This is a genomic window from Segatella asaccharophila, assembly GCF_054687055.1.
In genome coordinates, this window is record NZ_BAACAN010000012.1 from 1 (window position 1) to 18,151 (window position 18,151).

Below are 18,151 nucleotides of genomic sequence, written 5' to 3' on the forward strand. Positions count from 1 at the left end.
GCATAAAAGTTTCTTAATAAAAAGCGTTATTTGTTTGATTGATACTACAAATTTACAACTTTTTTGCGAGAAACTTTTATTTTTACAGTACTGTTTTTAGCCTATTTTATGGGGTGGGAAACTTCAGATAATAAGATTATTAAAAGCCCAACTTTATAAAATGATCCTTTTTAATCCCCAAATCTTCAATCGTTTAGCAAACAAATTAAGTGAGCTTTCCCCGGTGGAAAAGCTCACTTGTAATAGAAATCTCCAACACTTTCGAAACCAACAAGATACAGGCAGGATCAGAATCCCTGAAAATCTGTAACAAAAGGCATTAGCATTATCTGCATCCAATAAAGTTTCATTTCCTTATAAATCCAGGTTATTTCATATCTGCGCCAATGTAATAGCCCAGATTCGTGGGCTGGTTATACCCCATGTTCTGCATTGCCTGAGACATATCATAAGTATGATCTTCCATAAGATGCACGAAACGATGAGTAGTAGGATGATTGGTAGAGAAAAGATAGAGATACTTGTTATCACTGCTCCGCATGATTACCTCTTCACGATAATCCCCCAGGAAATCGCCATAATAGCAAGGGTTAGCTTTCGAACCATTATTAGAAGCACACCTGCTATCATCCCCTTCACCATAATAAGATAGAGTCAGGACCCGAGTCCATGCAGACATACCCTTTCTTTCACACCAAGGTTTTGACGGCTCATAGCTTTGAATCATTACGTCATCCAGCATCTGGCGTGTCAACGCTCCAGTCCACCAGATCGCATTATTATAACTGTTTCCGCCACCCTTAGCCGTCGGGAGTTGAGTACTTACCAGGTCACCCGTTTCACAACTATAAATTCCCGTACCCAGAGATGACCAATATTCACAGCCAGGGCTTTTCGAATCAATATCCGCCACGAGACATCTGCCTACATCAACATTACTTCCTTTTCCATGGCCAAAAATCAATTTTCCAGTTGCGGCATCCAACATCTGGCAGCCATATCCATGTCCTTTAATATTATAATTATCAGGTTCCTCATACGAAGCCACTATCTGCAATCCCGGATGAGTCTGGGAGAACTTACCTACATGCAAGGCATCCCCATGCCCGTTGCCACTCACCCATAGTCCCTTTCCATCATGTGATATTGCGGCAGAGCCATAGAGGATCTCATCTTTTCCGTCACCATTCAAATCCGCCACTCTGAAACAATGAGAACAGGATCCACAATAAGCAGGATAATTCAAGGTATTAAACATCCAGCGCTTTACTAATTTTCTGTTCTTAAAATCGTATGCCCAAACCTGATAATTCTTATAGATACCCCTCGAGACAATCAATGAAGGGTTTGAGATACGCACACCCTTCTGAGGAATACCGTCAAGATAAGCAACACCGATAAAAAACCGATCCATACGATTCCCATAATCATCCCCCCAATAATTCTGCCAATATTTTGCACGATCATAATTACTACCCGTTCCACCTCTTGGTATATTATCCACACGATCTATTTCAGCCCCATCAGAACCCCTGCAAATAGAAATATATTCGGGACCGTCAAGCACAAGTCCCTTCAATGTCGGTAAAGCCTTTCCGGAGAACCAGCCCACACCGTCTTCTTTCTGACGATAGTCATTTACCTTACCATTGGAATCCGTGATTACTTTTCCATCGCCGAATTTAGTACCTTCTGATGTCCTGAGAGCAACTTCACATTTTCCATCACCGTCAAAATCATATACGATGAAAGACGTATAGTGGGAACCGGAACGAATATTCTTCCCCATATCAATCTGCCACATAAAAGTTCCGTCCAACTTGTATGCCTCTAACAACGTTGTGCCATCATGCCATCCCCCCTGGTTAGCCCCGTCATACGGCTGCCTTTTCAAGACTATTTCCATTTGTCCGTCACCATCAAGATCACCAACTTGCACATCATTAGCTTCATAATTCAATGTAGGATCAGGTACATTTGTATTCAATTTTATTTTCCTGTAAAAAGTCTGTGCCATTGCAGGTGTAAAAGTATAAGAACAAACCGTCGAATCTGAACCGGCTAAGGTAACACTGTAAGTATTTGAAACCGTAGCATTTAACGTTGAGGAATCAACATAACAGGTCGCATCAGTAATCGGAACCTTATTCAATTTCATTTCAGTCTTACCACTTTCACACTTATATACATCAAAAGCAATACCTGCCGGGTCGGTACCAAGTAACCGCCAGCTTATTAACGGAAAGGTATATCCAGACGTCTGGCCTTTATACGACATCGCAATGGGATCATAGCTTACGAACATCGCACGATTACCTAAATAAACAGGGATTTTCTTATGCTCTGTCGTATCTTTGCTCAAGGATCCGGAATTATTAACAACAGAATTGTCAGAACATGACGCAAAACCAAGAAAGAGAGATAAGCCTAACCATAACAGATACTTTTTCATACGCTCAATAGTTTTTAAGAGTTAACTTCACATTATTAAATTATAGCATCTTGCCATTAACATTCATGGATAATATGATCAGGAGTACTGAAAGATCCCAGTACCCCAATTAACCAGTTTTTGCCCTTAATTTCCCGAACTGATGCTAAGGTATTTTTCTCCCTGTAGCATTATGCCGAGAGGATCAGAAAATTCCGGTAAGAAATTCATGGCATTTTTTAAAAGGTATTCTTTCAACTTTAATTCTATTTATTATAAACAGACCGATAGGTTTTATTTTGCAAAAGTAGCTGACTCTCTTATACGATAGCATATAGATTTGTTCAAATTCTATTCGTTTTGTTCAAAATGGCATATTCCCAAAGCCCAACAGCCCGTATAGAGGATACAGATCGGCTCAAAAAGAGTCGATACACATCCAACCTAGATTGTCACGAAAAGACATTATAGATTTATGGGACGAAAGCGAAAGTTGGTATTGAGATTCGTTTAATAGATGTAGTTAAATTATGAAAGACGAGGATGGAAAGGATCTGCCCATAGTTGTCCCCGGCCTCTATTCCCCGTATAAAAACTGAAGGAACAAGATGAGGCCGGATGGACATCACTATTCAGATTTGACATCACACCATTTCGGCGGATTCACATGCATCAGATTTTTGACAAAAAAGTCAAAACGTTTATGCTCTCCATAATCTCCGCCCATAGTATGGTGCGCTCCCGGCAATACCACCAGTTCAAAATCCTTATTCGACTTCTCCAAGGCATTGACGACCTGATAAGTACTCGACGGATCCACATTATCATCCAGTTCTCCGACGACAAGCATCAGAGGACGTTGCAGTTTCGGCGCGTTATAAACATTGCTGCATTTCACATAACTGGAATCGACAGGATAACTCATCCATTGTTCATTCCACCAGATTTTGTCCATCCGGTTATCGTGACAACCACAGGAAGAATAGGCAGCCTTATAGAAATCACCATGAAGCAGCACAGCCGTACAACTCTCCTGCCCCCCGGCAGAAGCGCCGAAAATGCCCACGTTATCCGCATCCATATAAGGATATTTCTTTGCAGCAGCCTTGATCCATAATTCCCGGTCAGGGAATCCGGCATCCTTCAGGTTCTTATAGCATACTTCCTCAAATTTCTTTCCACGCCAGGAAGTCCCCATGGCATCTAATTGAACCACCACAAAACCCAATTCCGAAAGAGAAGTTGTAGTCCAATTATAAGACACAAAACTCTTAGGCGTATAAGCATCGCCCGGGCCTGCATAGATATACTCGATGACCGGATACTTTTTAGCAGGATCAAAATCAGACGGGCGCTGGATAATCCCCCACATATCCGTTTTTCCATCACGTCCCTTGGCCTTGAAGACAACAGGCGCCTTCCATCCCTTGGCAAGCAGGTCAGAAATATCAGCCCTCTCCAGGACCTTGATCAGTTTGCCACTATCAGCATCACGGAGGACAGTGACAGGGGCCTGGTCAACCAACGAATAAGTATCTACAAGATAACGATAATCACTGCTGAACACCGCCTGATGCTGAGCCTTTTCCGGAGTAAGGCAAATCATGTCCTTGCCGTTAAAACCGATACGATAGTAATGTACCAGATAAGGATCCTCATCTTTATTCATCCCACTGGCTGAGAAATAGATTACACGATTCGGTTCATCTACCTTCAAGACCTGACGCACACACCAATTCCCTCTGGTAATCTGCCGGATCACCTTGCCTGCCGGCACATCATAAAGATACAAATGGTTCCAATTATCCCGTTCGCTCATCCAGATCAATTGTTTTCCATCTTTGGTATAATAACGGAACATCCGTTGATAATTGATATATTCCGGAGATGATTCCTGGACCACGGCACGGAGTTTACCCGTAGTTGCATTCATGGCAAGGACCTGATAAAGGTGATGCCCGCGCTGATTATACTCCATCATAACCTCCTTACCGTCAGCATTCCACTGGAAACCAGACAACTCATACTGGTTACTGATGACAGAACGGTCAGCTGTCAATTGTCTGCCGGTCTTCAAGTCAAAGATGACCGGTATCTTCTGAGGCAACGCATCGCCAGGCTTCGCATATTCCTGTTTATGCAGAATCGGCTGCAACTGATCCGCAGGAGACGACTCCACATAATACACATACCGCTTCTGCACGGGTATCCGTTTGCAGTCAAAAATATACCGTCCGTCAGACGACCATAGAATCTGATTGGAATAATAGCAGCCCAGCGTCCCATCCTGAGACAATACCCGTTTGGTTGAGAAAGGAGTACCGATCCGATGCACTACGATATTCTGCCCTTCAACATACGCCTCCATCTTCCCATCAGGAGAGGTAACCGGACGAAGATCCGTTTCTTCGTCCACTTCCATCCAGTGTCGCTGGTGTATCCTTCCCGGCCAAGGTCTCTGCGGCGGTTCCTTCACTATACCCAAAGCCTCATCGAGTTTATCCTTAGCATCAAACATCCTTTCCGTGCCCCTGGCCGCATCATAAAGGACATACTGTCCTTTACCGTCACGAGTCGTCATTTGGTAAGAAAACACATCCGAAGAATCTTTCCATTGCACCTCATGAGCCCAATGATAAACATGAGAAGGATCAAAGTCCTTCTTGACAGCGTATGCCCGGTCATAATCCTTCAGCGTACCCTGAGAAAACACCGGAACAGCCATCAGCAGTCCTACAGCGAAAAAAGAAAACCCTAATTTCTTCATCTATACTAAAATTTTAATTCCATTCCACATTCTTAACGTCATTTATAGTCAGTAGGCTTTACCCCAAACTGTTTTTGAAAGCACTTCGAAAAATAGGAAGGACTGTTAAAGCCGACCATAAAGCAGACCTCACTGACCCGATATTTTCCCTCCTTCAAGAGTCGGGCAGCACGGCGGAGACGGACAACCTGAATCATCTCATTTGGAGTGACATCAGCCAGAGACTTGATTTTCGCAAAGAGACTGGACCTGCTGATATTCATCTGCTCAGCGATAAAATTAACTGAAAGATCAGCATTATCAATATTCTTTTCAATAAGACGATTCATCCGTAAGAGGAAATCATTGTCAAGAGGAGTCCTGGCCATCCGGGTAATTGACTCAGACGGCGTATCAGAAAACTTCTTCATCAGCAATTTCCGCATATTGATCAGATTGCCAATACAAGCATTCAGATATTTTACCGAGAAAGGTTTCTCGATATAAGCATCAGCGCCACAGTTCATTCCTTCAGCCTTGCTCTCATCGTCCGTCTTGGCAGTAAGCATGATAAAAGGAATATGACTCGTGTTCTGATCCGCCCGGACATGGCGGCAGAACTCTGCGCCGTCCATTTCCGGCATCATCCAGTCGGAGACGATAAGGGTGACCGCATGATGTAAAAGGACATTCATTCCCTCCACACCGTTGGAAGCAGTATACACAACATAATCATTCCGGAAATCAGAAGCCAGGAAACTCCGCATATCTGCATCGTCCTCGACGATAAGCACCGAAGCCCTGGTGCCATCATCCGGCATCTCCACTCTTTCCGGTTTATCTTGCATGATCATTTCTCTACTATTCTCCATCCGGCCACTGCCATCCTGATGTTCTGGAACCTTCTTTTCTCCGTCCATGTCAACCTGGTTGACCGGGAAAGTAATTATAAATCTTGTACCCTTATTAGGTTCAGAATCAAGTTTCATCTGACCATGATGCAGATCAACTATACTTTTGACAATAGCCAGTCCAATGCCCGCCCCGGGAGCATTGGACTGCACCTGATAGAAAGCATTAAAGACCTTTGGCTGCTCCTCCTTGCTGATTCCAATCCCATTATCAGACACGATGAGTTGAAAAGACTGGCGGTCATCGGAGACGACACCACTCAAGCATATCCTGTCTTTGGTATATTTCAACGCATTCATCATCAGATTACTAATCACTTTCGTCATCCCCTCCGGGTCAACGATGGCGGAAAAATCAGCCGGTGGATAGTCGACACGAAAGTCAATCCCCTTCTGTTGGAAGAAAGGCTGGAAGCGGATGACCACCGATTTCATCAGATTACTGATATTCTGTGACTTGAAGTGCGCCAGGAGCCCCTGCCTCCGCTCTTTACTGAAATCCAGTAACTGGTTCACCAAGTAAAGAAGACGGCGGGCATTCCGGTCAATCACCTGCAGAGCCGTCATTGCATTCGAATTTCTCTTTCTATCCCAAACAGGTTCATCATCCTTCACCTCCAGATGCGACATCAACTGTTCCAGCGGTCCGATAATCAAAGTCACAGGAGTCCGTATTTCATGAGCGATCATCGTGAAAAATTTCAGCCGTGCCTCCCGTACTTCAATATTCTTACGATCATCAAGCGCCTTCATTTCATTTTGATGCTTCTTTTCAGCCTTTAGCAGACGAAAATGTGTATATTCATAAACCAGGAAAAGAATGAGGAAGATATAAAATATTTTTGCCGGCAGGCTCCACCAGAAAGGAGGATGAACGACTATTTTCAACTGAGCCTCATGACGGCTCCATACCCCATCATTATTGGTAGCCTTAACCCGAAAGATATAAGTCCCTGAGGGAAGGTTTGTATAGGTAGCATGATGACAACTTCCCACATAGTTCCATTCTTTGTCAAAGCCCTCCAGTCGATAAGCAAAATGATTCTTGCCGGGAGAACAATAGCTCAACGAAGAAAATGACAGACTGAACATCTTGTCACCATGTTGAAGATCAAGTTGGGGGACATAGCTAACAGCTTCCGGCAGCAATCTTGATCCCACTTTCTGCTGCTTATTATATACCTCCAATCCAGTTATAAATACAGGAGGATTCATCCGGTTAATCCTGATCTGATAAGGGTAAAAAGCCGTAAAGCCATTGACACCACCAAAGAAGATACGGCCGTCCAAAGTTTTCAGTTCCGCATTTGGTCGAAAGACCTCACAGCATAGTCCATCATACCTGTTGAATATGCGAGGAGCCTTTCCCTGTTCATATCTCAGGATCCCATGAGTTGTCGCCAGCCACAGGACACCCCTGTCACTTACGATGCTGCTTACCTCAGTACCATCCTGACCTAAAGGGACACGATTGAAATGATCTCCCGACGGATTATAGTAGCATAACCCAGCCATAGTACCTATCCATAACCTCCCCTTCGCATCCCTGTCCATACAGTCCACCTGATCAGAAGGAAGAGAATCGGCAAACTTTAAACTCCGGTAATTTTTCCATCCCCCGGTAAGCGGATGATAACAATAGAGACCAGCACCCTGAGAAGAGAACCAAAGATCGCCCTTTCTGTCCTCATCAATATCAAGGACCAGCGCATCCGTCTTATAAACCTGATGAAAGCCATCCCGTTTCCTGTCGTAGAGAAATATCCCATAGCCCATCGTAGAAAGCCACAAATGCCCCAGATGATCCTTATAGATCGCATAGCAGCTCTTGCTGTCAAGTCCGTCCTTTTCGGTATACTGCTTTATCCTGCCGGAATTGAGATTCATCCTAATCACTCCATTGGAATAAGTGCCTATCCAGAGATCCGATCCGTTCATACACAGAGCATGCACATTATAGGTAGAAAGAAGGCTGCTGCCGGCATAAGTAACAAACCTCCCCGTCTTTTCATCAAGGCAAGATAATCCCCCGTCATCGCTGGCTATCCATACCCTTCGATAAGGATCCTCACAGAAATGACTGACCACATTCCCCCTGAAGCCAAACCGGCCATTCGTATAACTTGAGAAGCGCCGCCCCATAGGAGATACATATTTCACCCCACCATAAAAAGTTCCTATCCAGACACCCCCTTCCCGGTCACGCAGGATAGAATAGACGAACCTCCCATCAATAGAATTCATATCATCCCCCTGAAAAGTCAGCCTGTTCCACTTTCCTGTCCGGGTATTATAGACGATAACCCCATCATCACATCCCATATAGATTTGGTCATCCGGCATTTCCACAAGAGTATGGATATGTCTTCCTGTTCCCGTCAATGTCGGATCAAGCACATGCATGACCTGACCGTTTTTCAGACAAAAGAGTCCCTCATTCCACGTCCCTAACCATAACGTTCCGTTATGAGTCTGAAGCATTTTCGCACCAGATACACCAAAGTCTGCATGAAGATGTTCAGGTAGAAAAGCATGGCATCCCCGGTTTAATCTGTTGATGGTCCAACACTCATTTTTAACTACTGCCCAGACCTGTCCCTCAGAGTCTGCGAAGATCTGAGAGACCTCACCCCTGGCTGTACGAAAAGCGAAATGCCGGACATGATGCGACCGGAGATCAAAGCAAAATCCCCCCTGTCCCTTTGTCGCAATCCATACATTTCCAGACATATCTTTTGCAAAGGAGCTGATCTCAGATTTAATCTGCGGGATAAAGCGGGAAAAGGTCTCTGTCCGGTAATTAAACCAGAAAGAGCCATGGGAAGTCCCCACAAGCATCCCATCAGGAAAAGGGCAGATAGTAGAGATATACTGGTCAGCTCCAGTTTGCAAGATACGATAAAATTCTACATTATACCCATCATAACGGCACAAACCATTATCTGTCCCCAGCCATATAAAGCCCCTGTAATCTTGTACGACATTCCTTACCGTATTAGAACGCAGTCCATCTTCTATCGTAATATTACGGTAGAGAAAGTCAGAAGTCTGTTCTCCAAAGGAGAATAAAGATACCGGCAAAAGGGCAACAAGAAATATATATCGATTAAAGGACTGTCGAATAGCCATCTTTCGTGTAGATTTTACAGCAAAGGTATCATTTTTTTACTTTATGTCAAAATTTTCATTCATTTTCATTATTTAATGAAGTCAATAGCTTTCAGAATCATTCCATTGTTTTTAATGAGTCTGAGGAAATTCATTTAGGAAAAATATTTTGCAGGACAAAATCCAAGCTTACCAATCTGCATAATCAGGACACTGAATCCGTCAACAATCATCATACAGATGGGTAAGTTGCCTTAAATTCATATCCCTGCTGAAAGATGACCATAAAACAGGGAAAAATCCATTTGATGAAAACTACAATGTTGTGTTTAACAGGCTGAAAGATGACCATAAAACAGGGAAAAATCCATTAAGCAGAATGATCTGCCCCAAACATTCATAAAGAACATCCTTTACCTTAATAGGACTTATCAGTCTTACTATAAGCAGTAATGATAAAAAGTCAAGAATGCAAATATGGCATTCTTGACTAACAGAATAATCTATATTTACATTTTATATTATTCAAAATCAGCAGTAATCACTAATTCTATATATTTGCTATTATCCGTCTTACAGGCATAGACAAAGTGGATCTTAACCTGTGTTCCTGAAGGTATACCTGCATAACGACCGATACCCACAGAACCATCATGTGTCTCAACAAAATACTCACAGCCACTCCCCCAATTTCTTGGATTACCGTTAGCATCACACCAGAAGCCGAGGCCGTTGGCAGTATAGTCACGCCCCGTAATCCATTTTCCATTAGCATCAACCATGTAGAGAGCAATATTACCATCAGCATCCTGGACCATCTTATTGAAATCTGTAACCGTCATACCCATGCATGTTTTGATAGCCGATTCCATATCACTGAAATTCACTTCCGTTGCAGAATAATCACCCGTAGGAATCGAAATCGTCTTGATAATTGTGCCCGGATCACTAACAGCCATACTGATATTAAAACGGACATAATTATCATAGTCCTTGCCATTATTAACGGCAAAGCCTACATTTTCATTAACCGACACACCAGCACTGGAATTTGTCGGCACGCTGAGGATTAAGGCTTTGTTTTCTGTATCCAGTTTGATACTGGCAACTTGAGCCGTATCAGAGATATTACCGGAATTATTATAACTCCACCCCGAACTATCATTAGGCGCCGTCTTGTTCCAACAGCCTCTGTTGACGTTGATATTGTAAAACACAACTTTTCCAGATGCCAAACCTGTGATCATATCGTCAACTGTCATTCCTAAATGACTCTGGATTTTCTCAGCATAATCTTTCAAAAGAATCGTCTTATTGATAATATGCCCCTTTCGGAATTCAGCAGAAACAGCAATATCTGCAGAAGTATCAGCACGAAGATAAGGTGATTCATTCTCTTTATAGACATGCTTACTGACAGCATCATTAGGATCAGTGCTGCACGAAATCATTATCAGCACTATACCGGTTGCCACAGCGTATAAAATATTCTTTTTCATTGTTTATGACTATTAAAATAACTACTTCGAAGTACCATCATAACCAGGATTTTGCTTTAACTTTGAATTACCATCTAAGGCTTCCTTTGGAATCGGGAAAATATCACAATAACGGTCCTTAACAGCGTCCTTGCAAAACCATGATTTACCATTATAAACATTCATATTAGTACCCTTAACATTAAATCGGATCAGATCATCACGACGATGAGCTTCACATACAAATTCTTTTGCATACTCATCCAGTAATCCTCCAAATTCAATATCTTGTCCTCCTTCATGAGTAACAATCCACTTATCAGGACCACCTTGCACTCCTTGATTTTCACGATGGCCATAATCATAATTACTCCCCCCCTTAAGTTGATCCACTGTGATAGTAGCCAGAGAAGAGTCAGACTTGAAATCACGCTTACGGACAGCCGTAATTAAATCAGCAGCTTCTTGTTCATCCTCTCCAAGACGAAGCAGGCATTCAGCCTTAATGAAATAAGCATCAGCCAGGCGAAAATAAGGTACATCATCATAGCTGGTTCCATAATCTCCACTCTTAATTTCATATTTAATCAAGCGGTAACTTTCGAAAGGATAACATCCAGGATTGTCAATGCTATGAAGTTCTTTCGTATAAATGAGAGGTTCACCGTTAACCATAATGGGAGAACCATCAGCAGCATACTGCTGCCCACCAGTCCAGGTATCATCGAAACGAGTATCTCCCTTTTCATAAGTATCCAGAAATTGAGGGAATACTACACCTCCACCAGTGGCCCAACCAGAGAAATTCCAACGAGCACGGCCAGCATTACTGATCCACAAGTTAGCCATATAATTACCGCTTGCATACTTTATGGCGAAGGGTATACCGAAGATAATCTCCGGTGAACTGGAAATATCCTCTTTGAAGTTATCACTATAGTTAGGTGCAAGAGAGAACGGCCCTGCTAAGACCTTATTAATTTCATCCAAGGCTTTACGGTACCAGCTTTTATCATTATCATCCTGAAACCAGGCATTATGGTTCAGATATAATTTTGCCAACAGCATATGAGCTGCATACTTATTGATCTTACCCATTTCAATTTTTGACGGGCACTGGTCAGCGACATCCTTTAACTCTTTCTCAATCCAATTAAATGTAGTCGCCGGAGCTGCCTGTGTTGGTTGAAATCCCTTTTCATGAACATAAGTCGTATCCAAAGGAATATTACGGAAGAGATCAAAGAGATTATAATAATACAAGGCACGGTAAGCACGAACTTGTGCCGTAATCTGCACATTAGATGTAATAGATTTGTTAGACAAGATCTTATTACAAGCATTTACTCCTGCATAATTATTATCCCAATTGACCGCAAAGAAACCCATTTGAGAATTGAACTGATGCTTATGCATGGATACATAGAGATCTCCCCAACCAATACCGATGCGGGAAGGAACCCCCCAGACATCCGAGCTCATGTCCATAATATCTGACAATCCAAACCATCCCCAATACACATTACGGAGGCTGCTATAAACAGGAGCAATAGTATGTTCCAGTTCCGTACTTGAAAAGTCATGCGACTCAGAAGAGATAGTATCATAAAGCTTTTCATCAAGATTTGTGCATCCAGTCAATACGGAAAAACCAATAATTCCACATATTGAAGAAAGGATAACATGATTATATTTTGTTTTCATGATTATAAATCTTTAAAATGTAAGTTTAACTCCAAAAGTAAGAGTACGGACAGTAGGATACTTATCACGCCAGTCAATTCCAGAAGACAGTGGATCACTATCAGAAAGCTCCGGATCAAGACCACCATAACTGGTAATAGTAAAAAGATTATCACTGGACACATACATATAGATATTCTTCACATAGCTATTCTTCTTTAAGGGGACAGTATAGCCAAGCGTCAAGTTGGAAAGTTTCAAGAAATTACCATTCTCCAAATAATAGCTGACAAATGTTTGTTTCTGAGCTGGCGACAATACATATTCTCCATATTGCTTCTTAGCTGCACTTTTCAAGCGATTATACACTTCTGCATTATTCTCATAATACGCACGTGCCTCATTCAAAATCTTAAAACCAAATTGACCGGTAAACTGCATATTCAAATCAAAGCCCTTATAGGTCAGAGCATTGCACCATCCCACATTTAACTTAGGAATTGCATTCCCAAGATATTGATGATAAGTGTCATCTGTAAGCATATTATTAGTAAATTCCTCTGCTTTTCCTGTTTTCTTATTCTGGATCATCCAAAGTCCATTCTTTGATACACCGACACTCTTCATGCCATACCATTGACCTAAAGCCTTACCAACTTCAATACGTTGGGTAGGTAAAGAGATCGGTTCACCAAGATAAGCTTCATCATGTTGATTAGCCGTTTGATAAAGTCCATTGGAAAGACTCAATAGCTTTGTCGCATTGTGAGCAAGTGTCAGTATTGTTTTCCATCGAAAATCTTTTGATTGGACAGGAACACCATTGATTGCAATCTCAATACCCTCATTACGCATCTTACCCACATTAGCAAGAGTAGTATTATAAAGATTAGGAGGACAAGGGACATCATAATTCCAAAGCATGTCAGAAGTTTTCTTATGATATAGATCAATCGTACCTCCCAAACGGTCTTCAAACAAACTAAAATCAATGCCAATATTAAATTCAGTTGATTTTTCCCATTTTAGATCTGGATTAGGATTAGAGACCACCTGCAATCCTTGCTCCCACTTACCATTATCATAATAATAGGGATTACCAAGACTCCAGCGAGTTAATGACAGATAAGGAGACGAAGGAATAACGCCGGTAACGCCGAAACCTGCTCGAAACTTGAGATTATCAAGCCAGGAATGAGTAGATTTCATAAATTTCTCGTTGCTGACCGTCCATCCTAATGATGCTGAAGGGAAATTACCCCATTTGTGATTTTCGCCAAATTTAGAAGAGCCTTCATGCCTCATGCTCAGCAACACATTATACTTATCGGCAAAACCATAACTGATACGACCAAAAAAGCCTATCAACTTATCTGAATTTTTATAACTGCCCATACCTGCTTTTCCTTCTTTCAGATATTCGCCGATAGAAAGGTTATTATATTGATAGAAATCACTCATAAAATTAGTATTATTGGCATTAAATCCATCATACTCATCACATTGATAACTATAACCGGCCATAACTTGGAAACGATGCATTCCCCATTGATGTTTATAGGTAGAAGTCAACTCCAGGTTATCCGTCTGGCCATAACTATAACTTTGTGAAGCATATCCTGTAGTATAATCAATTTTTTGCTGATAATATTTAGAAGTATAATAGCTTTGATCATGAGCATTGTCACGGTCAGTACTAAGCATCAGATTCGTTTGCCAACCTTTTACAGGCTCTACCGTAATATTCCCTGTCAGCCGTGTTTCTTCTGTCTTATATTGGCCTTTTTTTTCTTTCAGCAGTGCAACAGGATTCATATAATAATTGATCGCCATATTTTCATAGTAATCACCATCAGAAGTATAAATAGGTTCCGTCGGATTACGCATAATCGCCTGACGATAAACCTCTGATCCAGCCGCATCTACCGGCCCATTTTCATGCCAGTTTTTCATAATATTCAACTGAATTTTTATGATGTCATTACAAAACCAATGGGAAAGGCCACCATTAAAACGCATCTCATTATTAAAGGTATTAATAAATACCCCCTCTCCATTTCGATAAGTAAAGTCTGCATTGTAAACAGTATTCTTATCACCACCACTAATCATCAGATTATGATTATGAGTAAAAGCTGTACGTGTAACCGCATCTAACCAGTCCGTATCATACCCTTCATCCTGAAAGTCCGTTAATCCTGCCCTGATATCCGAGCCATCCATCATTTTCAATTTCTTTCCAAAACCAGAAAGGGTCAAATAGCCAGAATAGTTGACTGTTGTATTTGATTCCCGATGTCCTCCCTTAGTCGTAATAAGGATAACCCCTGCAGCACCACGAGTACCATAAATAGCAGCGGCAGATGCATCCTTTAACACGTCAATACTGGCTATGTCTTCCGGAGCGACTGTACTTAAGCTACCTTCAATACCATCTATAAGGACAAGAGGAGTATTTGCACCAGAAAGAGAAATTACACCACGTAGACGAATACTTGACGCCGAATTCGGATCACCACTCCCATTAGTGATCGTCAGTCCAGCAACCTTACCTTTAATCAAATCGCCAGCATCCTTGATATTACCTTGGGAAAAATCGCCTGATTTAATACTGGTAATGGCAGAGGTAACATCTCCCTTGCGTTGGGTACCATAACCGATAACAACCACATCACTTAACGTCTTCGAATCCTCTCGCAAGGTAATATTACCACCCTTTCCAGCACAAAATTCTTGTTTTACAAAGCCCACATAGGAAACTACAATATGGGCTCCAGGGGTTACTCTTAAGGTATAGTTTCCATCCAAATCTGTAATCGAACCATTCGTTGTGCCTTTTTCTATGATGCTTGCCCCAACAACAGGTTCACCCTTGTCATCTTTTACGGTTCCCTTAATGGTCATGGTACTCTGCTGGATCACCATTGTCGATAAACTCCGCGGGACATTCGAAATGGCAAACAACGGCTGAATAAATCCTCCAGTACAGAGCAAACACATCGTAACCTTTAAACATTTATTACCATGTAAAAAGTCTGAAAATTTCTGTGCCTTTTTCATAATTGACTATTTGGTTATTATTATTGATTCTCATTCATCACTCAGATATAAAGCCTTAACTTGAGAGAATAATCCCCAAGATTGGAAATTAATTCTTAGTTCACTTTCCATTCTATTATACCTCCACTCTTTCTCTTCCGGAGTTTGGCGACAATTTTCAGTCCGGTAGTCCTCACAGGTTTAAAGTCGACACTGTTATAGCAATCCTTGGCGATTCCATATTTGCTATGATTTTCTACCTCTTTCCATTTTCCCTGACCATCTTTATAGAAAAGACGCCAATATTCAGGTACACGAAAATCACCATCATAGAAATCAAAGTCCAGCCAATAAACTTGGACATTACTGACCGTATAAGGCTGGTCAAACTGATAAGAAATACTTTCTTCTGTTCCTTCTTTCTGCCACCAATATTGATAAGGCTTGCTGATGTCTGAACTACAACGTGGCTCCCATTGGTCATTGACCCCCCACGTCTCACTTTCTATCGCAGCTGCTTCAGGAGCATCTTTCTGTATCGGACTTTGATAGAAAAATGTTTTCGCCTTACTGGCAATTGTAGGTTCTGGGGTGACATGTGCATAAGCAGGAGTTGAGGGAATCCAGACTTCCATCTGATCAGCCCCCCGATTATCCCAGGTACTATACGGTATAGCCCGGAAAGGCACATTTTTGACCGTACCATCTTTCTCCAGTTCTTCAGCCTGGCCGGAAAGTTCTACGATACCTTTCAATTTGTCAGCCAGATACTGTGTCTTAATCGGAGCTCTTTCCGTAATTACCTTATTGAATACGGTTGAATCATGCTGATCAGCACCTTCCAGACAATACATTACCGGTCCACGCTCCAAGGCCAGTTTACCCCGGTCATCTTCCACATTATCATTAGCCTTTATACGACGGACAGCCATGGGAAGATTAATTTCCACTCTATCGTCCCGCTTCCATTTACGGTTAATGACTACATAACCTTTCTGCATGATTGCCGTGAGATCAGAAATCCGATGTCCGTTCACCTTAACCACATAAGGGCACGGAGCATCAACGAAGGTATAAAGGCTAGTCGGAACAGGACTATTCTGTGCCCATCCTGGAATACGAAAATGAATATTGAACCTGCTACTTCTCTTCGGATTCACCGTAATCAAGATTTTCCCATCCCATGGATAATCCGTTTTCTGGTTCATTTTGACATTGCGGTTGATTGTAGCATTTCCCTGAATATAAAGGTTGACATAAATATCCTTCCCCTGAGTTGCATACTGATACTGTGGAACACTGGCCATAAAACGCGTTATATTCCCCGGGCAGCAGGCACACCCGAACCATGGCTGACGCTGATGCTGTCCCATACTCTCCAAAGGGTTATCATAAAAGAAACGATTTCCACTTAAAGACACTCCACTGATAACGCCATTATAGAGTGCCCGCTCATAGACATCTACATATTTAGCATCACCCGTAGCCAAGAACATCCGATAATTCCAGAACACATTAGCGATAGCCGCACAAGTCTCACAATATGCAGTCATATTGTTCAACTCATAATCAGGTCCGAAACCTTCACCTTCCGCCCTACTGCCAACGCCACCGGTAATATAAAGCTTTTTGCCAGCCATATTGTTCCAAATACGTTTCAAAGCATGAAAATAGGCGGTATCGCCAGTAAGCGCACATATATCTGCTACACCGGAATAAAGGTATCCAGCACGAACAGCATGACCAACAATCTCATCCTGCTTTAAGATTGGTTCATGATCCTGACTGTATTCACTCAATCGGTGTCCGTCAGTACCCCGTCCAGTCTCTTTAATGAAATACTTTGCTGTTTGCAAATATTTCTTATTATGAGTTATTTTATATAATTTACAAAGTGCCATCTCTACTATAGGATGTCCGGAAGGACGATGTATCTGACCGGGATTAGGACCAAAAGTCTTACAGACCAGGTTTGCATTTTTAATGGCAACATTCAGAAGGGTCTTCTTGCCAGTTGCCTTATAATGAGCTACAGCCGCCTCTATCAGATGGCCACTATTATAGAGTTCATGAGAATTCAGTTTTTCCCACTTATGAGTCCCCCACCAACCCGAAAGACGGTAGCATTTATTGGTTACACAAGTTGTAAGATAGCCATCAGGCTCCTGTGCCGCCGCGATAATGGCAATGACACTGTCAAGATAATGATCCAGTTTTGCATTATAATGTACGGCCAACGAATAGCTTGCTCCCTCTATGACCTTATATGGATCCGTATCATCAAAAGGGAAATCTCCCCGCTGCTTGCCCTTCTTCAGTCCCGCAGCGATGGCAAAGTTATCAAATCTCCCATTAATTTCACATTTATGAAATGCATACGGAATAGTAACCGTGCGGTTGGTTTCAATACGAGGACTCCAGAAATCATCAGAAAGGTGTACATCCGTGAAAGGCACCTCACTGATAGGCCTCTCAGGGTATTGCAGATATGCAGGCATCCTGTCCTTTGCACTGATCTGCAAGGAGAATATCACACCACTTACTAATAACAGCATTTTTGTATTCATGGTATCTTTTTTCATTTCTGGATTTTCATGATTAGCAATCATCATCAGCCCTCAGAGAAAGACCTTTCTGATCTGAAATTTCCGCAAAGTAACATGAATTTTTATAAACATACTAAAAATATCATCTGACAATCTATCAAAATCGTCCAGAAAGTCATCCGATCAACTATTTTGGACGATTATTCCAA

7 protein-coding genes are annotated in these 18,151 nt (G+C 42.0%); all 7 read right to left on the reverse strand.

The genetic code is table 11. The features are described from left to right. Positions 1-367: 367 nt before the first annotated feature. Positions 368-2,452 (reverse strand): rhamnogalacturonan lyase family protein, encoded by a 2,085-nt coding sequence (locus ACYRYG_RS08470; protein WP_293429474.1) that lies wholly within the window; start codon positions 2,450-2,452, stop codon positions 368-370. A gap of 607 nt (positions 2,453-3,059) precedes the next feature. Beyond that, positions 3,060-5,198: a DPP IV N-terminal domain-containing protein gene (locus ACYRYG_RS08475; protein ID WP_460197989.1), complete on the reverse strand. Its 2,139-nt coding sequence runs from the start codon at positions 5,196-5,198 to the stop codon at positions 3,060-3,062. 38 nt (positions 5,199-5,236) lie between these two features. Further along, on the reverse strand, positions 5,237-9,217 hold the full coding sequence (locus tag ACYRYG_RS08480) for a hybrid sensor histidine kinase/response regulator transcription factor (RefSeq protein WP_460197990.1): 3,981 nt from the start codon (positions 9,215-9,217) through the stop codon (positions 5,237-5,239). A 500-nt stretch (positions 9,218-9,717) separates the two neighbouring features. Beyond that, complete coding sequence (locus tag ACYRYG_RS08485; RefSeq protein ID WP_294075498.1) at positions 9,718-10,695, reverse strand: DUF4859 domain-containing protein; 978 nt, start codon at positions 10,693-10,695, stop codon at positions 9,718-9,720. Positions 10,696-10,716: 21 nt separating this feature from the next. After that, positions 10,717-12,378, reverse strand: coding sequence for a RagB/SusD family nutrient uptake outer membrane protein (locus ACYRYG_RS08490; RefSeq protein ID WP_293428435.1), 1,662 nt, complete (start codon positions 12,376-12,378; stop codon positions 10,717-10,719). Positions 12,379-12,390: 12 nt separating this feature from the next. Continuing rightward, a complete protein-coding gene (locus ACYRYG_RS08495) occupies positions 12,391-15,417 on the reverse strand; it encodes a SusC/RagA family TonB-linked outer membrane protein (RefSeq protein WP_460197991.1) in 3,027 nt (1,008 codons plus the stop codon). Positions 15,418-15,512: 95 nt separating this feature from the next. Then, complete coding sequence (locus ACYRYG_RS08500) at positions 15,513-17,894, reverse strand: glycoside hydrolase family 127 protein (RefSeq protein WP_460198007.1); 2,382 nt, start codon at positions 17,892-17,894, stop codon at positions 15,513-15,515. Positions 17,895-18,151: the final 257 nt, after the last annotated feature.